The sequence below is a fragment of the Neobacillus sp. K501 genome (assembly GCF_053749995.1).
Genome location: NZ_JBSLYA010000011.1, coordinates 67,161 through 89,855 on the forward strand (window position 1 = coordinate 67,161; position 22,695 = coordinate 89,855).

Sequence of the window (22,695 nt, forward strand, 5' to 3'; positions counted from 1 at the left end):
GCGGATTAATTTAAAAACAAGGAGTTAAAAAATGAACATTTTTGATTATTTAGATGAATTACAAGCAGACTTATTAAGTAAAAATCTAGAAGAAATTGAAGATAAATATTTTAATATATGTTCAAGACTAGCTGGGCAAGATAGTTCAAATAAAATAAGAGAAGTAAACTTAGAAGGCTATGAACAAGAATTAACAGCACTACTTAATGAATCAATTGAACTAGCACACAAACATAAGGCTAAAGCTATATATTTTGAATATGATTTAGATAATAACTGGGATAGTGCATTTTTTGTTTGTGGGGATTATAGTCCATTAGAAAATGAAGACGATGATTGGGCAAGTGATTGGTATGAGGATTTAGAAGGTCCAAATCTTGAACATTTTGGTGAGATTTATGATATAAACGGATTTGATGAAAATGATGCAGCAAGAGGATCAACAATTTACTTAGTAGCTAGAACTGTAATATCCTTTATAAGAGCTTATAATAATCTGCCTACAGAAAATTCGCTTGCATTCTGTATAGCATTTCACGACCAAGATCCAATTTTAAGAGTGAAAGATTAATACAAGTGCTTATTGCACTAAAGGAGCAGTTTACTTGAAGAAGGATTATTAAGTTAAAACATTAAATATTCTAATGAATGCAAAGAGGATTAGTTAATGGATAAGCCAGTGATAATTGAGGATTTTAACGCAGATTGGTCAAAGGGATTTGTTCAAGAAAAAGAAAAATTAATGAATATATTAGCTGACAAGATTATATCCGTCGAACACATAGGGAGTACATCGATTGAGGGACTAGGGGCTAAACCTATTTTAGATATTGCTGTTGGGGTAGATGATTTGGATGTTGTAGATGAGTTCATCGAGCCTTTAAAACAAATAGGATATGAATTTGTATATCATAAAGATTTTCCCGAAAGGCGATTTTTTAGAAAAGGAAAATGGAGAGCAGGAACTCATCATTTACATTTTTACGAGTATAAAAGTGAACATTGGAATAAACAACTCCTTTTTAGAAATTATTTAAGAAATAATACTGAGGTAATTAAAGAATATCATCAGTTAAAGAAGGAATTAGCTGAAAAATATCGCTATGACAGAGTGTTATATACTGAGGCAAAAGCACCTTTTATACAGAATGTATTAAAAAAAGCCAAAAGAGAAAACGACTAAGTATAAAAACTAATTCTGCAACGGGGGCATTACTTGATGAACTGGCTGCCATTGCGCTGGCCATTTATTATTGAACTAAAGTAACGATGCAGGATAGTTGAAGAAGGATTGACGCTCTTTTTGTTGAATTTGGTATATTAACGAAGCAGGATTAGTTGAAAACTTAGTAAAAAAATGAGGTGTAGTATGTCAGAAATATGTATTAGATTAATAAGTTCAGACAATTGGAGAGAAGCACTTGAACTATCCGTACACGATGAACAACAGAGGTTTGTTGCATCTGTTAATCCTCCTGTTGCTATTGCTCTTGCTAAAGCATATATAAGACCAGGTGGAAAAATGGTGGAGCCATATGGAATTTACAATCAAAATGAGATTGTAGGCTTTTTCAATCTGCATTATACACCGAATAGTAAAGATGATTACTGGCTGTTTCATTTTTTCATAGATAAAAGATTTCAAAGAAACGGATTGGGCTCAAAAGCATTAAATGAATTAATCAAACATATTAAAAATAACAATCCTTCTTGTAACCGTCTGAATTTAACGGTTCATCCTGAAAATGAAGGAGGGAGATTATTTTATTTAAAATTTGGTTTTTCAGAAGAAAATATAATGACCTTCGATGAGCCCACTTTTTCTATATTGATCTAACAATACTTTGGAGTATTATATATTTTTATTGGACTAACGGGGTGCGTTACTTCAACAGTAACCATAAAATGGATATATTAAAAATGGACTCAGTGTAAACTGAGCCCATTTATTTTTATTGCAAAAACATCTACAAAAGGCAGTACAAATTGGGTTACATTTTCGGATTTTGTGATAGGAAACGAAACCCCTCAGCATCAGTGACCTTCAATGTATGTTTATTTTGCAGGCAAATCCATCCCTCTTTCATTCATTACTATAATAAACCAACCATTTTCAGACCATGAAGGATTCCATCATCCTCCACGGATTTCGTCACATATTTTGCAACTTCCTTTACTTTATCTTCCCCATTCCCCATAGCCACACTATTTTTTACCGTTGAAAGCATTTCGATATCATTCAGCCCATCCCCAAACGCGTATTGACGTTCTTCAGGGAAACCTAGTTTTTGAACAAGTTTTTCAATCCCTTTTGCTTTAGAACCGCCTTTTGGAAGTATATCTACTGATACCGGATGCCATCTAATAAAATCAAAGTCCGGATACTCTTGGACATATTGTTTCTCTGCATCCTCCGGGCAGAAGAGCAGCGTTTGATACAAATCGCGTCCTTTGTAGTAGTGAGGATCATGGGTAGGAAAAACGCCGATTTTTAAGGTATCGATACTCTCCTTAATATAATCATGTTCAGGGACGTTAGCCCTCATATCTTCGTGGTCCATGAAGACTACTGGATGACCATTTTCTAGAGCAGCTGCCGTTATTTTTTCAAGAGATGAAATCTTTAATGGATTGGTATAGATTACTTCACCATTTAACACGACATATTGCCCGTTGTAACTTACATATGTATGAATGTCTAATTCTTTGCGTAAATCTTCAAACATAAATGGAGCGCGCCCTGTTGCAATCGCGACAATATGGCCATTTTCTTTTAGTTTAAAAATCGCTTCCTTAGTAGTTGGTGGCAATTTTTTATCATGATCAAGCAAGGTTCCATCAATATCGAAAAAAATCACACATTGTTCAGTCATTTTCGTTCCCTCTTTCATGTTGTATTTAGATTAGGGTTCACCATTCATGCCCTTCCTATTTCATCCATTCAATTTCTTTGTTTTGAGTGTACATTATGAAAGGCGTTTCATGTCAAATCTTAATTCGTAATCAAGTCCGTGTAACGACTAGACGGGAACGAATCATGCCAATTGTATAAAAAATCCAACATACTCAAACGATAAAATAAAATGAGGTGGGGTGAAATCATGGATAAAGCTGAAAAAGTAGAAAAAATTGGTGATTTATTTGCGAAATTCCATGAACTGCATGAGGAATATTGGCATTTATGGGTGGATGAAACCTTTCTCCATTGGGATTGGTGGGGGTCTGCAGTCTTAGCCATAGGTCCCTGGGTATTTTGGTACTTTTACAGAAAAAAGGAAAGTACACATCGCCTTCTATATGCAGGTGTTTCTGTTATGCTGATTTCCTTATGTTTGGATTATATTGGAGTCGCACTTGGACTTTGGTATTATTCCGGTAAAGAAACCCCGTCCTTTCCGGCATGGTTACCTTTTAATTTTTGTATGCTGCCAGTTTGTATCATGTTTTTAATTCAAACGAAGCCCCATATCCATGCATGGAAGAAAAGCCTGTTTTTCGGTGCCTTGACAGCTTATGTAGGAGAGCCTATCTTCGTATGGGCTGGTTATTACGTATTAACTGGCTGGAAATATACCTATTCTCTTCCCATTTATGCACTCATTTTTTTATTCGCAGACTGGCTGACAAAGAGAAGCACATTTTCGGATGCATGCTGTAAATGAAACTTAAATGGCTCCCTTCTCGAACAAGAAAAGAGTACATGGAGGTAAAAAAGTGATTTATACATTAACAGAGGATGAATTTCAAAAAATCATCCGCAGAAGAAGCACCGGGTCTATAACCTTCACTGAATTTTTGGATGAATTGTCTCAAAAAGGGATCTCTGAATATATAATAGATGTTGCCACAGGACAAGCAACCTATAAAAGCATGGATTCAGAATTTAAAACAGATTCTCAAGTTAACTACGGTGTCGCCTCGCAATTTAATAGGGATAAAGCATTGAAGGCAATCGCTAACATCTCTCTACCCTTTTTAGAATTTTTAAAAGAGATGGCTGAAGCGGGTATTGTCCATTACCGTGTGAACATCGGAGAAAAAACAGTAACATACAATGGTATCGAAGGAGAAAAAATCGAAGAACAACTTAAAGTTTAAAAAACGACAATCTAAAAAAGCGCTTCACGCGCTTTTTTGTCATTCCAATTTATTAAAACCCGTATCTTTTTCAATTTTGAGCTTCCATCAGTTCATAGATCTTTCGAGTGGTGTTGACATTTCGTACTGTCACTTGTTTGTATATTTTTGATCCAATGATCTTTGACATTCCACTTTTGGTAACATTCACCTTGTCAACCGACCACAGAATCGCACCAGGAACATATTTCACAGTATCAATATTTGGTTTTATGACTAAGTTCTCCAGAACAGATTCATCATCAATTTCTTCCCATAAAAACATGACATCACTTTTCATATCTTTGTCATTTTTCCATGTATCTGGAATTTCTCGAATGATTTCTCTGACATCATCCATGCTACGAACGACTACTTTAATTTGTAAACCGAAGTCATGATGTATCGCTTCTTCCAAAATACTTGATAGTTCATTTTTTGATCGGCCGTTTATTGAAAAAATAATATTACCGGTATTTATGTAGATAACCACATCTTTCATCCCGACCCTTTCAAACGTTTGTTTAAGCTGCTTCATATCGATTTTATTATTTCCACCCACATTAATCCCACGAAGAAGAGCGATAAAAACCATAACCAGCCTCCTATCAACTTTAAATCTATTATTTTCCTATTGGCTATACTAGTTATCCTAACCTACATAAAATTAAAAAAAAAGTGTATGGAGAAAAATTTACCAATTTTCAATGACAAAAAAAGACTTCCCCAAAAAGAGGAAGCCTAGGCGATTTAACTTCGATCAAACGCTTTTGGTGGTGATTCCATCCATCCTTTGTCAATGAGGATATTGGCCGCATCATCAACAAAGACACCAACATTCGTCATGGCTCTTAGATATAATGCACCTATATCCCTTCTTCCATTTACCGCCAATGAGTTTCCAAACGAGCGAATCTTGATGGTGAACATATCCAATTTATGAAATAGCATAATTTTATCAGAAAAAGGTGGATTATCGGATGTTGTAACCAAATGATCTATGTAAGACGGTGTTGGTAGGTTTTCTTTTTGAAGCTTTTCGATACATTGCTTTACTGCTTTATCCGTAATTTCTAAACCTCTTTTAAACAAAGCTTTTATTTTTTCATCTTTAACGGTTTGATAAAATCCTAATAATAACGCTTTACTAGTTGTGTTATTTTCAATGTTATCGTATAGATGTGTAATTTCCATTACATGTAGAGGTCTAACCTCTCCAAACCAACCAGTTAGGTAGCTTTGTTTATTAATAATATCAGGTTTTTCTGGTGTTGGAATAATAGGGGGTTTTGAAATCAAGTGTTTTTCAAATAAGACATTATTAATTTGCCCCAATAGGATAGCGGTACAATCATTGACATAAACGAAAAATTCTCTTATATCTTCCCTCATTACTAACGGAATGGCGATTGCGTATAAGCTGAGCCCCGCCTTTGCTGCATATTTCAAATAATGGACATAAAATTCATCATCATATAAGCGGGGGGCATCAAGATTTACATCATCTTTTGAAAATCCAACAGGAATAGGGAAATTACTCTTTTCAAAAAATACTTCGATCCTTCGAATGAAATCCTTACTTAATGCTAATCCGTTTTCCAATAATGTCCTTATATATTCATCTTCGCAATGTTTAAGAAAATATGACAAGATTTGAGTAGACATACTGTTCCCGACATAAGTAGCCCAAAGTTTAGCCATTTCAATAGACGTTAATGGTTCCGTTTCATCTAAGTCTTTTGAACTTAAATGAATGGGCTTAATAACATCCATGGGGTTTAATATTTTATCAGTTGTCATACCTCATCCCCCTTTACCTTCATTTTTTCTTAGGTTTACCGTATCCCTAACATTTCATTCCAACACACAATACTTTCATTGTTCTTTCAAAAATGGAATGATATCATACCAGTTTCCGTTGAAAATAAAGATATCCAGCGAAGAAGAACAGCACGAAGCTTCCACCGACAACAGTCAGGACCTGTGCCCAAGGAAAAGAGAATACCCCTTGATCCAGTCCATCTACATACATCATCGAAAAAGGCTGTGCCCACGGATAGTAGGGTCCAAACTTTTCAGAATTGACCACCAAAATGGTAGGCAAGGTGAAAATGACATTAACCGCAAACGGAGCCGCAAAGCTCTTCCACATCACCGAAAGCCATAGCTGCAAGGCCACTAATGGGAATGTAGCAAGCCAGCCGCCAAGGATACTTTTCCACACAATCGTCATCGGAAATGGGTCGTTGAAACCGTTGATTAAACCCACGGCATAAATCGCACCAAGGTAGCATAGCTGCATCACAAGCACAATCATCATTAATAAGCTATACTTGGCAAAAAACACACTGCCTCTTGTAACAGGCAGGGCCAACAATTGTTTCCAGCCTCCCGCTAGGTGTTCATACCGGCAAATAAGACCTGCGAGAACACCTGTAATCAAGGGTAGAAACAATAAACCATACGTCAAGTTCATTGATATCATCGTTAAATACCACTGATTGATTTTCACTCCATCGGGAATCATATTGGCTGAAAAACCAATGATGCCTCCAAATACCGGTCCTGCTAGAACAATGGCTGTGATTTTGGATTTCCGCAATTTAAACCATTCAGATTGAAGAATCGAAAAAAACATTATTTAACATCCCTTCTCACAAAATCAAACATCCCTGCCAAATAAATGAATAAGCCAAAGCCGAGTCCGAGCATGACATTTACGAGCGGTTCATTCCAGTCATTCATCAAGGTGGGCCACTTCCAAGGCATCCAATCAGGTAATCCATAGGCTGAATAGGTCAAGATTGTCCCGATAATCCCGGTCGTAATCGGAATTCCTTGATTGTTACTGACGGTGGCAATCCACAGCTGTAATCCCAATACAGGCAGAACCGCCATGTAGGGAAAATAGCTAAACTTTAACAACTCTCCGATGGGGGGCTTTGCACCAAAATCAAGAAACATTCCATAAGCAAGTGTGAAGACCAGTAATAGACTAGAAGAAATAAATAACAAGATCGCTAGCACAGTAAACTTTGATAAATATACTTTTGTTTTTGAAACGGGTAAAGCTAGCAACTGCTTCCATGAATTCGTTTCATTTTCAATACTTGTGATAAACGATGTTAGGATGGCAATCCCTAATACGAGTGCCAAGGCGGTAAAAGAATTAATATACTCCAAATAGTAACCCCAATCATCCTCACTTTGCTGCAATAAATAATCTTTACGGACACCATAGTTGACCATCTGCAAGGCAACCACGCCAATGGGTCCTAAAAAGGTCAAGAACCAAAAGCCTTTGCGTTTTATTTTTAAGAAATCAGCCGATAAAAGTTTCGTCATCATCCCGCTTTCGCCTCCGCCGTCATTTGCAGAAAAATTTCCTCTAATGAACGCTTTTCTTCTTCAACCCGGTAAATCGAAAACCCATCTTGTACAAGCATATGGACAATCCTTGCGATATTCTCTTCTGAACGTTCATGCAAGATTATCTTCTCATCTTTGCATTCCGCTTGAATGCCTCTTGCCAGCAAAGAGCGCCAAGCTTGATTGACTTTGCTCACACGTAACAGGATTTTTTGCTGCGATTGCTGGCGCATCATTTCAATCGAATCCTGAAAAATCATTTTCCCTTTAGAAACAATGCCCACTGTAGTGGCCATTTGGTCAATCTCTGATAAAAGATGGCTTGAGATTAAGACCGTCATGCCGCTTTCAGCCGGGAGCCGCTTAATCAAATTACGAATCTCGATAATTCCCGAAGGATCAAGTCCATTTGTCGGTTCATCCAAAATCAGCAGCTCAGGTTGGTTTAGCAGGGCGGCAGCAATGCCTAATCGCTGTTTCATTCCAAGTGAAAATCCTTTTACTTTTTTATTGGCAGCCTCTGTAAGTCTCACTATTTCTAACACTTCATCAATTCTTGTTTTCTTTGCACCCACAATTTTTCGTAAAGCTTCTAAATTTTCAATCGCAGTTAAATGCGGATAATAGGAAGGATTCTCAACCAGTGATCCTATCTTTTGTAAAATCACTTGCTTATCCTTGTTTAAATCTTTATTAAAAATTTGGATGGAGCCATTTGTTGGTTTCATTAGACCTAATAGCATCCGAATGGTGGTGGTTTTTCCGGCACCATTCGGGCCAAGGAATCCATAAATTTCTCCTTTAGGTATTTTCATATTCAAGCTAGTAACAGCCTGTTCTCGTCCAAATTGTTTGGTTAAATTCTTCGTTTCTACGATATATTCCATCTCTCTCACCTCACTTTTTATCATACAGGCACAAGGTTAAATACAAGTATCGAAGAAGTTTAAATTTTGTTTAAAAAAAGCGAACCCGGAGAATATTAATTTTTTTCTCCAGGTTCGCCCTTTTTATTTCGTTTAATTTTTACGATGGTTCCCCGTTCGCTTGATTGGATTTCCCATTCCAGCTTCATTCCCTTTACCATCATGTCAATGATGGATAGACCAATTCCTGCACCACTTTCCTTTGAGCTATTTGCCATCCCCGGGCCGTGATCGGAGACAATAATCGCATCATACTCGGTTGTTGATTCGGTCGATACACCGACATATGCCCCCGTTTTAGCATGGCGCACAACATTTTGAAATAGATTATCAAAAACTCGTCCTAGCCACATCGGATCAATCATCCATTCCTTTTCTTTAAACGGTGTTAATTGAATATCAATCTTAAACTCCTCTTTTTCAAATACAGGATACCAAGAAGCTAATGACTCACGGACGAAGCGGATAATATCCTTTTCCTTCGGTTCATATTTATATTTGCTTGCCACTAACAAGGTATAAGACATTAAGTTTTCAATCAACCTGTCCACTCGATTAATCGATTCCACCATAATTTTAATCGACTTTTTTCCTTCCAAAGACATCTCTTCCTTAGCAATGGAATAAGTGTGTGCGAGCAGTTTCGTTAAAGGTGTTCGTAGATCATGTGATAGATTCGCAATCAATTCTCGCCGGAGCTGCTCTTCTTCTCGTTCCCTCTCTTTGCTGGCCCTTAATTCTCCAACCATGACATTAAACGATTGCTGCAGCTGGCCAATTTCATCCATCTTTTTTACATTAATCTGAATAGGTAGGCCATCAACATCTCGTACCTCCATCGCTTCCTGAAGATGCAATAATCGCTTTCGAATCCCACGGAAGAATAGAAAGGAAACCACGATAAATAGAATAATGATTGCAGCAGCGATGATCAAAATCAAATTCCCGTATTTTTGACCACCAGGTTGTTCTAATTCCTTTCTAGGAAGCTCCAAAACGATAAATCCTTCTTGTTGTTCTGTTCCAACAAAGGCTATGACCGTGAAAGGGTCGCCCTCATATCGCTCCTTAATATATTTTGCCGTGTAGACAGATGTCCACTCCTCTGGAAGGTCCTCTTTCACTGCCGACTGGGCGTTTAGCCTTCCATTCTGATCGACCCAAAACATCGAAGCACTAGGATAGGATTCGTGCCATTTGTCAAAATGCTGCATGACAGTTTCTGCTGTAACCCGCTGCATAGCATTAGCTTCGGTATGCCAGTTTTTCTCGATTTCAACAGGCTGAGTTTTTTTATCTTGATGAAATATATTTTGATCAGCATTAAAAATAAAGAAGGCTGATATCAGGTAAGTGATTTGGATCAAGAAAATGGCCGTGAGGATAATAGCCATATATTTTACTAGTAACGACCGAAAGAACTTCATTTTTTCACCCGGTAGCCAATTCCGCGAATGGTTTCAATAATCGTAGGATTCGCTGGATTCAACTCCAGCTTTTCCCGTAAATATCGAATATGGACCATTAATGTTTTATCACCTTCAATAAAACTTTCTCCCCATACGCCTTCATAGAGCTGTTCTTTTGTTAAAATCTGATTCAAATGACGGAGAAAGTATTGGAAAATTTGAAACTGCTTTCCCGTTAATAGAATCTCTTCACCTGTTTCTTGGTTGATGATTTGCTGATCCTTCAAATGGATGGTTAAATGCTGGATCCTGATTTCATCCATCTTTTTCTCAAAGCGCCTTAATAAAACCTCCAGCCTTGCAGCCAGTTCCTCCGGATGAAACGGCTTGGTTAAGTAATCATCTGCGAAACCTAAACCTTCTATTTTATCCTCCACAGCCGTCCTGGCCGAGAGCATAAGAATCGGTAAGTCACTATGCTCCTTTTTGATCCGCTTTCCGATCGAAAATCCATCTAAGCCCGGCAACATAACATCTAGAACAACAATATCAGCCAATTCCAGATACTTCTCGATTCCTTCTCCAGACTGAAGCCAGGTAACCGAATATCCCCTCTCGGTTAAATCAGTGGTTAACCAACTGCCAATCTCGCTTTCATCTTCTATGTATAATACTTGAAGCAACTTATTAACCTCCCCAAAAAAACCTGAAAATTATTATTCAACCTCAACTTCTCTTCTTCTTCCCTGATACCATTGGTAGAAGGCCTCGGCAAATTCAACTGGTACATCCTCAATTTCATTATGCTTTACTGGCTTGGCTCGATTAATTGTCTCAATTGAGGCCAAGCCTAACCACTTTTGAAAAAGATTCCTAGTCACTTGGATTTCAATGACTTTATCCCGTTTGGAGACAAATAAGGATGTAGTTAATCCACCCGTTTTAAGTTGAATAAATTTGTCATTCAGAATATAACGGGTCTGCATAAAATCAAGCCATCTTATAACCGAGATGAATAGTAAAAGGACGGCTGTCAATATCCACCAAGACTGCTCCACTTCAAGGACCACCGGCTTGAAATAAAATAGTGCAGCTGTCGCCAATATCCAAATCCAACTTGGGCTAAACATCCGAACCCAAAATGATTTTTTAGGGAGCCGCTTCATCTGTGACGTGACTTCATAAGCTGGCAATATTTCCGTAATCATTTCATAGACCTGTTGTATTGGAAGAAAAGGATATAGAGAATTAACCTCCAGTTTCTCCTCTCCTAAACTAAAACTCCCGGCGCTAGTGAGTTTCACTTCTGCAAGGCCAAGCAACCGTTTCATAAGCGATTGATGGATTTCAATGGCTTGTACCCTATCTTTGGCGATCGAGAAAGCCGTTTCATCGATCACTCCTTTCGTGATATAAATACGATCTGAATCAGAAGATATTTCATACTTCCCATACTTAAGAAATGTCCTTACCATTCCAAATGCAATTGAAGCAATCATAAGTACGATTACAATGGTTGTCACCAGCCACCATGAGCTGATAATGTAAGAAAAGATTCCTTTTGCTTCCCTTTCCACATGAAAAATATCATCTAACTTGGAATAAAAACTAAACAGGACAGGAATCAAAAAGATAAAACTTAAAGAGGTAAAGCTCGCTTTTAACGTGTCTTTTTTCGTTGGTCTAAAATGAATGGTACGGTTGGAGTCCAGCTCTTCAGCTTCATTATCCTGGAACGGTAGTGTGGGCTCATCATTCCCTGTTGACCTTGCCAAATGCTCTTCCATCAGATTTGCTTCCGAATTAGATATCACCTTAAAAGTAACAGCTGCTTCATCTCCGCTCATCCCTGTTTCAAAGCTGATCGAGGTGACATCAAATAACCGATGGAAAAGACCTCTATGCCGATTGATATTTTGAATTTTTGAAAAAGGAATCGTTCTTTCCGTTTTGCTGATTACCCCTTGATATAGATGAAAAGACTGCTCATCCAGTTCATACTTATGAGTTAACCATTTTACCAATATGTATAGAACGCTCACACCTAAGAAGATTAGAAAAACATACCTTCCATATAAGACAAAGGAGGATTTATAATCGGCTTTTATCACAAATAAAAAAATAAACACAAAAAAAGTACTTTTTACGAGCCCCCACAAATCAAACAACATCAGAAGCGGTTGATATCGTTTAGCCCTTATCATGATTCCACTTCCTTTAGTTTTGCGTATTGGGCAATTTGATTCCTTAAGCTCTCAGCAACCTCCTTAGGCAAGGCCGGGATGGCATGAGATCCCCCCATCGTATCAACAGTAACCGTGCAAAGCCCGTACTTTCTTAATATAGGCCCTTGATTGGTAGCTACCGATTGTATTTTTGTCATCGGGACGAGTTGATATTTTTCATTGAATACTCCTAATTTCAATTGTAAAAACTCTTCGTTGACATCATACCGCCAGCTTTTGTAAAGCAATAATGGACTAATAAATGACCAAATTACGCCAAGTATAGTAAACAAAACTAACACCCATAAAATCCAGCCAATCCATTCTTTCCATGAAAACCAATAGTCAAGATAAAGTAAAATACCAAGGATGATAAATCCAATAAGATTGTATATCGTTTCACTTATCATCCACACCTTCACAGCGTCCTTAGACAATTTTTTTTGAGGTTCAATCATTTCAGAATACATAAACATCACCTTTGTTTTATTCTAGAAGAAATTCAACTATTTCCCAATTCTTACTACGATTTAATAGAAAATAAGTTTCATTGACTCTGATTTTTACGTGATTATCATCACGAAATGATTGACACATATGGCGTATGCTTTTAAAAGAGTGAATAAGATATGACCGAAGCTAACATGCAGATGAATAGTGACGGAATGATAAGGAGATAATTGACGATGGAGGATTCAAACGTTTTTTTAAGTACCCCACTACAACAATTAATGGGAGAGCATGTGTCATTGAGGGCAGATATGGATCGTTTCTATGAGATCATTGAAGACATCGAATTCGAATCCGGACATGCTGTTGTTCAACTATTTGTGGAATTATCCAAGCGGGTTTCGGCATTCACAATTAAGCTAAAGGCACATTCAAAACGAGAGGAAGAAGGTTTATTCCCTTTGATGACACTACACCTCGAAAAGAATGACCGAATAATCGAAGAAATGGAATGGGAACATGAGAAGGCAGAGCAGCATCTAGAGGATTTTCAAACAGAAGTAGCCAAGGCTGGCGCAAACATTAATGAAAACGATGTCCAATGGATTACAACATACGCCTTCCAAGCTCATGCTACCTTAATACAACACTTTGCCAAGGAGGAAAAAGTGCTGTTTCCATTGGCAGAAAGTATCCTATCCGATGACGAGAAAGTCCAGCTAGAGCAACTGCTGCAAGTTGAATAAAGTATCACTGCCCAAGAAAAATGCAGAAATTTGTAGATTTATGACTTGACTTTGTGAATCAATTAACTAATAATAAATATTGTATTATAATTATTATAAATAACATTTTATTTGGATAAGCTATTTATTGGTCCAAATAAATTACCCTTAGGAGGAATTTGATTATGTCATTAATCGGAAAAGAAATTCAACCATTCTTAGCTCAAGCCTACCAAAAAGGAGAATTCATCCCTGTTTCAGATGCAAGCTTTAAAGGACAATGGAGTGTTGTTTGTTTCTACCCTGCAGACTTTACATTCGTATGCCCTACTGAACTTGAAGATCTTCAAAACCAATATGCAACATTAAAAGAATTAGGAGTAGAAGTATACTCTGTATCAACTGATACTCATTTTACACATAAAGCATGGCACGATCACTCACCAGCAATTGGTAAAATAGAATACATTATGATTGGTGACCCATCTCAAAAGATTTCACGTGCATTTGACGTCCTTGACGAAGAAGAAGGTCTTGCACAACGCGGTACTTTCATCATCGATCCAGATGGTGTTGTTCAAGCAATGGAAATCAACGCAGGCGGAATTGGCCGTGACGCAAGCACAATTGTGAACAAAATTAAAGCAGCACAATACGTTCGCAACAATCCAGGCGAAGTTTGCCCAGCTAAATGGCAAGAAGGCGGAGAAACTCTTAAGCCAAGCCTTGACCTTGTAGGAAAAATTTAAGGAGTACGATAAAAAATGTTACTAGATGCAGATATTAAAGCACAGTTATCCCAGTATCTACAGTTGATGGAGGGTGATATCCTCCTCAAAGTATCCGCAGGAACCGATGACGTATCCCGCGACATGCTTCTTTTAGTAGACGAATTGGCTACAATGTCGCCAAACATTAAAGTGGAAAAAACAGAATTAGAAAGAACACCTAGCTTTAGTGTAAATCGTATCGGTGAAGACACTGGCGTAACCTTTGCTGGTATTCCTCTAGGACACGAATTTACTTCATTAGTGTTGGCTCTCCTGCAAGTTAGCGGAAGAGCCCCTAAGGTTGATCAAAAAGTCATCGACCAAATTAAAGCGATTAAAGGTGAACATCACTTCGAATCTTATATCAGCTTAACCTGCCACAACTGCCCTGATGTGGTACAAGCACTCAACATTATGAGCGTACTCAACCCTGGGATTTCTCATACTATGATTGACGGTGCCGCATTTAAACAAGAAGTGGAAAGCAAGAACATCATGGCAGTACCAACTGTTTTCCTAAATGGTGAAAGTTTCGGCAGCGGCCGAATGACGGTTGAAGAAATCCTCGCTAAGATGGGCACGGGTGCTGATGCATCAGATTTTGCTGATAAAGAACCATTCGATGTCCTTGTTGTTGGCGGCGGACCGGCTGGTGCAAGTGCAGCCATCTATGCAGCACGTAAAGGGATTCGTACAGGAATTGTCGCTGAACGCTTTGGCGGTCAAGTGATGGATACGATGGGAATCGAGAACTTTATTGGTACGAAATACACAGAAGGTCCGAAAGTCGCAGCAAGTCTTGAAGAGCATGTGAAAGAGTACGACATTGATGTGATGAACCTACAACGTGCCAAACGTTTAGAAAAGAAAGACTTAGTAGAAATTGAACTTGAAAATGGTGCGGTTCTAAAAAGTAAAACTGTCATCCTTTCAACGGGTGCTCGCTGGCGTAATGTTGGTGTCCCTGGCGAAGCTGAGTTCAAAAATAAAGGTGTAGCTTACTGCCCACACTGTGACGGTCCTCTATTTGAAGGAAAACGCGTTGCTGTAATCGGCGGTGGTAATTCCGGTATTGAAGCAGCTATCGACCTTGCTGGTATTGTTAAGCATGTAACAGTTCTTGAGTTTGCAGCTGAATTGAAAGCTGATGCAGTCCTTCAGGAACGTCTTAACAGCCTACCAAACGTTACAGTGATTAAGAATGCTCAAACAAAAGAAATTACTGGAACAGACAAGGTAAATGGCATTTCTTATATGGATCGTGAAACAGAGGAAATTCACCATATTGAACTAGAAGGTATTTTTGTTCAAATTGGTCTTGTGCCAAACACAGATTGGTTAGGCGATTCGATTGAACGTACTCGCATGGGTGAGATTATTGTAGACAAGCACGGCGCTACTAGCATCCCTGGCGTATTTGCTGCCGGAGACTGTACAGACAGTGCTTACAAACAAATCATTATTTCAATGGGATCAGGTGCTACAGCTGCCTTAGGCGCGTTCGATTACCTAATCCGCAACTAATTCTAGTAAACTTGAAAAAGACAGTCGCTGACTGTCTTTTTTGTTTAGCTGTATGATTTTAGAGCTTCGTGAACTCCCACTTTTCTACTGTGACCGAACTGTTCCTCTTTTATAAGTTTGGGTAACTCCAGAGGCTCTGCTTTGACCGAACTGTTCCTCTTTTATAAGTTTGGGTAACTCCAGAGGCTCTGCTTTGATCGGACTGTTCTTCTTTTACAAGTTTGGGGCACTCCAGAGGCTCTGCTTTGACCGGACTGTTCTTATTTTACAAGTTTGGGGCACTCCAGAGGCTCTGCTGTGACCCAACTGTTCTACTTTTATCAATTTGGGTAACTCCAGACCCTCTGCTACCGGACTGCTCCTCTTTTACAAATTTGGGGCACTCCAGTCCCTCTGCTGTGACCGGACTTTTCTTCTTTTACAAGTTTGGGGCACTCCAGACCACCTCCTGTGACCCAAAAGTTTCATCATTTGGCGGATGATATCGGACCAGAAGCCATTGCAAGGCTAAATGTGGAGTGGAGCAGATTATAATTAGATGCCTCCCGAGTTAAAAAAATGCTCATTGGTGAAACATACTGGTTGGAATAGAGATTAGGGCTATCCAATTTTAGTTAGTATATAACTTTAATAGTTCTTGTATTGAATTATTTTTATTATTCACCTCAACAAAATATCTTAATTGCCATTCTTGTGTTTCGATAGCTTGTTTGCTACTGGGATTTTCCCATCTAGGGTAAACTCTAATTGCCATTTTTCCTTTTGTAGTGGCTGTTTTAAGGATATTGTGTTTTACAAGAACTTCTTTTGGAAAAACGAATTGTCCAAAATTATTTTTACTAGTAAAGGTATTGATAACCAAAAAATCAGTAGCCTTTTCATATGAAAAGGCTTGGTTTTTATTATTCCCATCTTTTTCCCAAAAAGCAACAAACTGTCCTATCTTAGTAGGTGTTTTCTTTGCGACTCTAAATCTAACCGATTTTGAATTTAGTTGGAATATACCCGCCCCATATTCTGAATTTTGAGCTTCTTCTCGGATCGCTTTAATAATGAAGTGATTGGGTTTATAAAATATTTCATTTACATATGTTAACGCCTTATAAAATTCATTCACTGCTTTGTACCCCATATTTTTTTACAAATTAGTTTACAAGCTTTCTCATTATCAATTCAATTGGACCTCTATTAAACATTTTTCTCCATACTATTGAAAACAAAATACTACCCACAAAAAACAAGATGGAAAATAACAGTGAAAATTCAAGTGTCTGATTTTCCAATCTACTTAATAAAACCAAGATTCCAATACCAACAAATACGTGACTTACATAATGAGTTAACGTTAGTTGACCTGTCTTAACGAGAGCAGTTATTAACCAATTCCCAGAGAATTTTCTAGAAACATAAATGGAGATTGCTACTACAAGTACAGCTGAAGAAGTATTTGATATTAGATAGAATAGATTGGGAGGAATAGGTCCAGTTTGAAATAAATATCTTGCACTTTCTATATCTAATAGTCTTAAAGAGGAATGGAGAAGAACTTTGGATATGAATTCAGAAATTATTAAAAGTAACAAGGAAGTTATCCCCATTTTCTTAATTATTATCTTATTTGTCAATTCGAGTCTACCTATTATCATACCTAATAAAAAGAAACAGATCCAAGGAAATATAGGGTGATATCCATTAAACAATAAATTTCTAAAAAAACCTTCGACAGTCCAGAAATCTGTGTATTCTATAAATGGTTTATCGCGATTCCAACCTTTTAAATAGTTACTTGAAACCTGCATAATTTGTGCAATTAAGCCAAAAAGGGAACAGATGATTATAATCGTCTTGTTAGAAACAGTAATGAAAAATGATGCGATAAACACAAACACACCATAGTAATGTAGAATATCTCCCGTCCAACCAACTACATATAAAACCATACCTAATAAAAATAGAAAAGCAGATCTTTTCCAGATATTTTGCTTGCTCTTCCTTATTAGTAAATCAGAATCACCATTTCTTGCTTTCCTGGTCATTAGTGATATTCCAATTCCAGCTAGCAATACAAAAACTGCAGATGCTCTGCCTTGAAAAAGATCTGTAAACCAAATGATCCACTCTGAGCCATTCCCCTCAGCCTCAACTATAACTTTATAGTTAACAACAAACATTCCAAATAACGCCAATGATCTAGCAACGTCCAGTCCCTCTATCCGTTGATTTTTGATTTGAAGTTTAGTCATTTCTAACACTCTTTAGCACGCTTTTCACGGCTTCTTCCCATATACCCTTGTAATCTAATTCAAGCCCTGTAAGTATAAAATTACCGATATTATCAATAACCATTACAAGCATATTAGATTTGGATTCTACATTTTTTCCATCGACAACACCAATTTTAACACCATGATTCATTAACCTACTAAAGTTTTCAAAATAACCCCTCTGTATTTTATTTAATTGAATCATGTATTTCTCTTTCCTCGTTGCTAATAAAATGTACTCATTAAAAATTTTATTAAAATAAACATCCTTTTCCTGTTCCTCGATCATGTTAAATCCAATGTTAAGCAGAAACTGTTCAAAGTTATTCATTGTCAAATCATCAATCGTTACTGTATATTGATTCACTATTTCCTTGCAAATTTCTTCAAATAGAAAATCAATTAATTTCTCTTTCGAGTCGAAATAATAATAAATAGCTGGCTTTGAAATACCTACTTCTTTTGCGATCACGGCTAAACTCGTTTTATCAAATCCATTTTCCGCAAACATCTTATAAGCTGTTTCTACAATAAGACCATATGTTTCTTCCCTATTTCTCATATCTTCACCTCATTATTTACTTACCGGTCGGTAAGTAAATAATAACATGGATTACAGATAAATAAAAACATTTTTTTCCAAAACTCACTTTACGATGATTTCCCTCTTAAGCTTTTTCAACCTTATTTTCTATTGAATGCAAAAATTTAAGGATGGCTGTTTTCATTTGTTCCACACCCGGCTGTTCTATCGGAAAGTGACCTGCTCCTTCTAAAATTACACAATTTTTTTCATATTGTAATCGGTTATAAAAAGATTCACTTAATCTATATGGGGTCATTGGATCTACTTCAGGATGGATGAGCAGAATAGGGCAAACATCGAAATTTTCAGGCTCGATTATTGGTTTCATATTTAGGAATGTTCTCAAAAAGCGTAAAGAAACTTTTGTCCCTGCCGCTCTCGGATCGTTCATAATAAGTCGTGTTAAATCATCGTTATTTGTAATTAAATTAATTCTCGATACTTTTGAGACAGATATTCGAAACGAGTCCAATACAAAGGAGAAATTATCTAGCGTGAATTTACCTAAACGGCTAATTAGCTTATTTGTGGCAATTTGATCACGAACCTTCTGATTGCTTGTATCCACGAATGTCGTTACAACCAACCCTTTTACTTGTTTGCATAGACTGGCAACATGATAGGCAAGCATACCTCCGATGCTCGCCCCCAATAAAACGATTGGCTTTCCGTCTCGATCAAATTCCGATCCAATGAACTCAGTCATTATTTTTATCCATTCTTGATATTCCATGTATTTTAATGACTCTGAGTAACTGAGACCATAAGGAGGGAGATCTGGAGATACAATTTCATACCCCTGCACTTGCAGCATTCTTGCGTAGGGAGCGAAAAGTCTCCCGTTTCCCCCTGCACCATGAATAAAGATAATTTTTACTTTCGAATTCGGTACAGACATTCTATCTAGATGGATATGATAACCATTCCAAGTCCACCATTGTTCAGTTGGAAGATTATTTTCATTTATTCTTAGTTCTTCCGGAAAAAACCTCTGATAATCTTTCCAATAAATTTCGGTTTCATTGTATGTTAAATTTCTTGTAATAGAATTCACTCTCTTTTCCCCCAAACAATATTATCTGGCTTGCTATTAATCTATAACTTTATAACAAGGGTAATTCGTTCGTGTATTCTCTTATCATACCTTGTATCTATTATTTTGTTTTTTAATCAAGATTAATGTCGTAAAGAAACTTCAAACTTTTTAACTGACTTGCTGAAGATACACGTCTTAACAAAAAATCTCTTATTTTTATAATGATACGGTTTCTTGACTGGGCTACCTTACCAATCTGTCGTGACATTTTTATTATTTTAGCTGTTCTCTTTACTCTCAATTTTTCAAAATGCTTAAAGGCATCTTCAATACTAGAAAATTTATTCACGCATGATGCTAGAATAATGGCATCTTCTATTGCCTGACTAGCTCCCTGCCCCATATTGGGGGTCGTAGCGTGTGCTGCATCCCCAATTAGAAGGATTCTTCCGAACGCAAATTGCTTAATGGGAACAATATCGATAATGTCGTTATGAATAATGGCTTCATCTTTAGTTATATTGATTAGCTCAGGGATAGGAGAATGATAATCTTTAAACAGAGCAAAGATATCATTTTTTCTGAACTTTGCAGTTCCAGAATCATGATATGGGGCATTTACACAAGCGAACCAATATACTTTATCTCCGGCTAGTGGAACAATGCCAAACCTCCCATTCGTTCCCCACGTTTCTGAAGCTACGTTCTGATAAAGTTTACTTTGATCTACATCGGTAACCCCTCTCCAGCACGTATAACCGGCATAACGGGGATATGAATGAGGGATAAGCTTTTTGCGGAATACAGAATGAATTCCATCTGCTGCGATAACATAATCTGCGGTTGCTTCTGAACCATCCTCAAAAGTTAACCTGACTACATTTTTGTCTTGAAAAAAATCCACGCACTTTTTCCCGCATGAGACGGTATTTTCCTTAAGAGTTCTATGAAGAATTCCATGCAATGCAGCTCTATGGATGGTCACATTATCGGTACCAAATCGTTCACTGATCAACTTCGTATCCATTTTATTTAACTGTTTTCCATTTGCATCATAAATAATCATGGCCTCAAGTATTCGTCCGGCATCAATTACATGTTGATCTAAGCCGAGTTTTGCTAATGCTTTTATTGCATTATTGCCTATACCTAAGCCCGCTCCCACGGACGTAATTTCTGTTGAACTTTCAAAAACGATGGTCTCTATCCCTGCCTTTTGTAGTGCAATTGCCGTACATAAACCTCCGATGCCTCCACCAACAATAGCAATTCTTCCATTAAAGCCCATTTCCTTCACTCCTTCTGTGGGCTATCTAATTATCGATAGTTGCTAAAATAACACTTATTTTTTTTGTTCAATTATCCCTAGCCCCTTTTTGGTATATAACATCAAATTCATTTACCTTGATAATGGATCTTTAGTTTTAGAATGCTCCTTCCATAACCATTATCTATTTTAACAGAAATATCCAGTTTACTTATAATTGTTATTATCGAAAATGGCCCATAAATAAAAAAAGTCTCAACTCAGTCACATCAATGGGTTGAGACTTTTTAAATACAATCAACGAGTAGCGTTAAAGAGTTACAAGAGGTGCGAAAAGCAGAATAGTAATATACTTTACTAGGTCTCCTCTTACATTTTCATTCATTCCACACCACTGTCGACAATCGAAAAAGTTTTCTGTTCACAATTTATTTCTGCCATCGCTCCATATGGCAAAATAAATTTTGGTTCGGTATGACCAAAATTCAAGTTATAAAGAATCGGCAACTTCTCCAAATGAAATTCCTTCATGACCGTTAGAATCGCTTCTTTATACTCATCATAATATTTCTCATCTTGTGGTTTAGCAAAAATGATTCCATTTGCTTTTTGCAGAATACCTTGTACAGCATAATTTCGCAGCCAATATTTAATATAAGATGGCTCTGGCTTTTCTTCAGATGTTTCAAAGAAAAGAATACTGTTATCCCAATGTTTCTTATCAGGCCAAAGCTCTGTCCCTTTCGCGAACTCTAGTACTTCAATACAACCGCCAATCAACTGACCTTGGACGTTACCTGAACCTTGAAGAAGCTCGTAGCCGTGATTTTTTCGCATCGTTCGTCTACTATTCTTATTCTCTTCGATCCATTCCAAACGTTCACTTGTCCAAGCCTTGGCTGGTTCAATTTCACCAATCCTTTCATTTGAAAAAAGGGTTCGATTCACCAATTCAACCGTATAAGGGTCCATTTCAACATTCTCAGCAAAATCTGTTAAAATAGCAGGACCGTAAAAGGAAGAAATCCCTGCTTTATGACAAAATAAATGGGAAATCGTCACATCAGAGTACCCCATAAATATTTTAGGGTTTTCACGGATAACATCAAAATCAATATATGGAAGTAAACGAATACTATCTTCACCACCAATATTGGCAAAGATACCTTTAATCGTTTCATCTTTAAATGCCGTCATCAAATCTTCCGCACGAGCCTGTGGATTTTGATAAAGATAGTCACTTCCTTTTAAACTATTTGGCATCGGGATAACTTTCAAGCCAAAAACTTCTTCTAATCGCTTTACCCCTTGCTCATAGCGCCATTTAAGTTCAGGATCACCTGCCCCTCCCCATGACGGACTTACGGTTGCCACCCGATCTCCCGGCAGTAATTGCTTTGGTTTGATTAACATGATTTCTCCCACCTTTATAGCTATGAAGATATAACATTCATATTACTACAACTTTAACAAATTTACTTTTTGTTTTTTGAAAATTCCCTAATTAATAACTAAATCATCTTCCATAAGGAGAAGCAGGTTTTCTGCCTTATCAATAAAGGCTTTCCAATCTTTATTGATTGTCATATTCATTGCGAAACCTACTTTTTGGAGTTTCGATTGTAAATCAACAAAATTGTCTTTATCATTCTTAGTTAAAACGCTAAATTTATACAATTCATCATGAGGGTATTGTCTTAATGCATAATCAAGATGCTCTATTTTCGTCAGATCATCCTTTGAAAGCCAACCTGAATATTTACCACTATTCATTGCAACATCAATTCCGTTTAAAACATCCCCTAACTGGGTGGTCACTAAATTTGGTTCCGTCCAATTATTATTAATTTGATGTTCTAGTAAACCCTCAAGTTCAACAAGTTTATTTAGCACTTCTGAGTAAAATAGCTCTTTGTGTACTAAGCTCATTTTTAGGTACCCGATAGCTAAGCAAATGAGAAAAATTGCGTTTAATAATAAGGAACTTCTCAAAATAGCTTTCTGCTTTTTACTCACATTACTCCCCCA

General features: G+C 37.2%; 25 protein-coding genes. 8 read left to right on the top strand and 17 right to left on the bottom strand.

The window, feature by feature from the left end:
• Positions 1 to 31: 31 nt before the first annotated feature.
• The 3 genes from ACWM35_RS21025 to ACWM35_RS21035 all read left to right on the top strand — a co-directional run bounded on the left by ACWM35_RS21025 (position 32) and on the right by ACWM35_RS21035 (position 1,837).
• The gene (locus ACWM35_RS21025) at positions 32 to 571 is read left to right on the top strand and encodes a hypothetical protein (RefSeq protein ID WP_454820850.1); all 540 of its coding nucleotides are present in this window, start codon (positions 32 to 34) and stop codon (positions 569 to 571) included.
• A gap of 96 nt (positions 572 to 667) precedes the next feature.
• Complete coding sequence (locus ACWM35_RS21030; RefSeq protein ID WP_454820851.1) at positions 668 to 1,183, top strand: GrpB family protein; 516 nt, start codon at positions 668 to 670, stop codon at positions 1,181 to 1,183.
• A 186-nt stretch (positions 1,184 to 1,369) separates the two neighbouring features.
• On the top strand, positions 1,370 to 1,837 hold the full coding sequence (locus ACWM35_RS21035; protein ID WP_454820852.1) for a GNAT family N-acetyltransferase: 468 nt from the start codon (positions 1,370 to 1,372) through the stop codon (positions 1,835 to 1,837).
• 256 nt (positions 1,838 to 2,093) lie between these two features.
• Here the strand turns inward: ACWM35_RS21035 and ACWM35_RS21040 are convergent, their stop codons facing one another.
• Positions 2,094 to 2,873, bottom strand: coding sequence for a Cof-type HAD-IIB family hydrolase (locus ACWM35_RS21040; protein ID WP_454820853.1), 780 nt, complete (start codon positions 2,871 to 2,873; stop codon positions 2,094 to 2,096).
• 228 nt (positions 2,874 to 3,101) lie between these two features.
• Here ACWM35_RS21040 and ACWM35_RS21045 point away from each other — a divergent pair, with 228 nt between their 5' ends.
• Both ACWM35_RS21045 and ACWM35_RS21050 read left to right on the top strand, forming a co-directional pair.
• A complete protein-coding gene (locus tag ACWM35_RS21045; RefSeq protein WP_454820854.1) occupies positions 3,102 to 3,662 on the top strand; it encodes a CBO0543 family protein in 561 nt (186 codons plus the stop codon).
• A 52-nt stretch (positions 3,663 to 3,714) separates the two neighbouring features.
• Entirely contained in the window at positions 3,715 to 4,098 is a 384-nt protein-coding gene (locus tag ACWM35_RS21050; RefSeq protein WP_454820855.1) for a DUF1398 family protein, read from the top strand.
• Positions 4,099 to 4,168: 70 nt separating this feature from the next.
• On the opposite strand, the gene ACWM35_RS21055 is transcribed toward ACWM35_RS21050, so the two are convergent.
• From ACWM35_RS21055 to ACWM35_RS21095, 9 genes are all read right to left on the bottom strand, one after another.
• Positions 4,169 to 4,711, bottom strand: a complete 543-nt coding sequence (locus tag ACWM35_RS21055) for a DUF1697 domain-containing protein (RefSeq protein ID WP_454820856.1) — start codon at positions 4,709 to 4,711, stop codon at positions 4,169 to 4,171.
• Between the two features lie 155 nt (positions 4,712 to 4,866).
• Positions 4,867 to 5,916 (bottom strand): DUF3231 family protein, encoded by a 1,050-nt coding sequence (locus ACWM35_RS21060; protein ID WP_454820857.1) that lies wholly within the window; start codon positions 5,914 to 5,916, stop codon positions 4,867 to 4,869.
• A gap of 103 nt (positions 5,917 to 6,019) precedes the next feature.
• A complete protein-coding gene (locus ACWM35_RS21065; RefSeq protein ID WP_454820858.1) occupies positions 6,020 to 6,754 on the bottom strand; it encodes an ABC transporter permease in 735 nt (244 codons plus the stop codon).
• Positions 6,754 to 7,464, bottom strand: coding sequence for an ABC transporter permease (locus ACWM35_RS21070; RefSeq protein WP_454820859.1), 711 nt, complete (start codon positions 7,462 to 7,464; stop codon positions 6,754 to 6,756). The genes ACWM35_RS21065 and ACWM35_RS21070 overlap by 1 nt, the downstream gene beginning before the upstream one ends.
• Entirely contained in the window at positions 7,461 to 8,372 is a 912-nt protein-coding gene (locus ACWM35_RS21075) for an ABC transporter ATP-binding protein (RefSeq protein ID WP_454820860.1), read from the bottom strand. The genes ACWM35_RS21070 and ACWM35_RS21075 overlap by 4 nt, the downstream gene beginning before the upstream one ends.
• A gap of 95 nt (positions 8,373 to 8,467) precedes the next feature.
• Positions 8,468 to 9,838: a histidine kinase dimerization/phospho-acceptor domain-containing protein gene (locus tag ACWM35_RS21080; RefSeq protein ID WP_454820861.1), complete on the bottom strand. Its 1,371-nt coding sequence runs from the start codon at positions 9,836 to 9,838 to the stop codon at positions 8,468 to 8,470.
• Positions 9,835 to 10,503 carry a response regulator transcription factor gene (locus ACWM35_RS21085; protein ID WP_454820862.1) on the bottom strand — a complete coding sequence of 223 codons (669 nt, stop codon included), beginning with the start codon at positions 10,501 to 10,503 and terminating at the stop codon, positions 9,835 to 9,837. Before ACWM35_RS21085 ends, ACWM35_RS21080 begins: the two co-directional genes overlap by 4 nt.
• Positions 10,504 to 10,536: 33 nt before the next feature.
• Positions 10,537 to 12,024 (bottom strand): PH domain-containing protein, encoded by a 1,488-nt coding sequence (locus tag ACWM35_RS21090; protein ID WP_454820863.1) that lies wholly within the window; start codon positions 12,022 to 12,024, stop codon positions 10,537 to 10,539.
• Complete coding sequence (locus ACWM35_RS21095; RefSeq protein WP_454820864.1) at positions 12,021 to 12,515, bottom strand: PH domain-containing protein; 495 nt, start codon at positions 12,513 to 12,515, stop codon at positions 12,021 to 12,023. Before ACWM35_RS21095 ends, ACWM35_RS21090 begins: the two co-directional genes overlap by 4 nt.
• 216 nt (positions 12,516 to 12,731) lie before the next feature.
• Between ACWM35_RS21095 and ACWM35_RS21100 the strand changes: the two genes are divergently transcribed.
• The 3 genes from ACWM35_RS21100 to ahpF all read left to right on the top strand — a co-directional run bounded on the left by ACWM35_RS21100 (position 12,732) and on the right by ahpF (position 15,514).
• A complete protein-coding gene (locus ACWM35_RS21100; RefSeq protein ID WP_454820865.1) occupies positions 12,732 to 13,241 on the top strand; it encodes a hemerythrin domain-containing protein in 510 nt (169 codons plus the stop codon).
• Between the two features lie 164 nt (positions 13,242 to 13,405).
• Positions 13,406 to 13,969, top strand: coding sequence for an alkyl hydroperoxide reductase subunit C (gene ahpC / locus ACWM35_RS21105; RefSeq protein WP_454820866.1), 564 nt, complete (start codon positions 13,406 to 13,408; stop codon positions 13,967 to 13,969).
• A 15-nt stretch (positions 13,970 to 13,984) separates the two neighbouring features.
• Complete coding sequence (gene ahpF, locus ACWM35_RS21110) at positions 13,985 to 15,514, top strand: alkyl hydroperoxide reductase subunit F (protein ID WP_454820867.1); 1,530 nt, start codon at positions 13,985 to 13,987, stop codon at positions 15,512 to 15,514.
• Between the two features lie 610 nt (positions 15,515 to 16,124).
• Here ahpF and ACWM35_RS21115 read toward each other — a convergent pair.
• From ACWM35_RS21115 to ACWM35_RS21145, 7 genes are all read right to left on the bottom strand, one after another.
• On the bottom strand, positions 16,125 to 16,631 hold the full coding sequence (locus ACWM35_RS21115; protein ID WP_454820868.1) for a MepB family protein: 507 nt from the start codon (positions 16,629 to 16,631) through the stop codon (positions 16,125 to 16,127).
• Between the two features lie 28 nt (positions 16,632 to 16,659).
• Complete coding sequence (locus tag ACWM35_RS21120; protein WP_454820869.1) at positions 16,660 to 17,757, bottom strand: DUF418 domain-containing protein; 1,098 nt, start codon at positions 17,755 to 17,757, stop codon at positions 16,660 to 16,662.
• On the bottom strand, positions 17,750 to 18,340 hold the full coding sequence (locus tag ACWM35_RS21125) for a TetR/AcrR family transcriptional regulator (RefSeq protein ID WP_454820870.1): 591 nt from the start codon (positions 18,338 to 18,340) through the stop codon (positions 17,750 to 17,752). Before ACWM35_RS21125 ends, ACWM35_RS21120 begins: the two co-directional genes overlap by 8 nt.
• Positions 18,341 to 18,446: 106 nt before the next feature.
• Positions 18,447 to 19,418 (bottom strand): alpha/beta hydrolase, encoded by a 972-nt coding sequence (locus ACWM35_RS21130; protein ID WP_454820871.1) that lies wholly within the window; start codon positions 19,416 to 19,418, stop codon positions 18,447 to 18,449.
• Between the two features lie 112 nt (positions 19,419 to 19,530).
• A complete protein-coding gene (locus ACWM35_RS21135; protein WP_454820872.1) occupies positions 19,531 to 20,688 on the bottom strand; it encodes an FAD-dependent monooxygenase in 1,158 nt (385 codons plus the stop codon).
• 360 nt (positions 20,689 to 21,048) lie between these two features.
• Positions 21,049 to 22,080: a S66 family peptidase gene (locus tag ACWM35_RS21140; RefSeq protein WP_454820873.1), complete on the bottom strand. Its 1,032-nt coding sequence runs from the start codon at positions 22,078 to 22,080 to the stop codon at positions 21,049 to 21,051.
• An 87-nt stretch (positions 22,081 to 22,167) separates the two neighbouring features.
• Positions 22,168 to 22,683, bottom strand: a complete 516-nt coding sequence (locus ACWM35_RS21145) for a hypothetical protein (protein ID WP_454820874.1) — start codon at positions 22,681 to 22,683, stop codon at positions 22,168 to 22,170.
• Positions 22,684 to 22,695 lie beyond the last annotated feature (12 nt).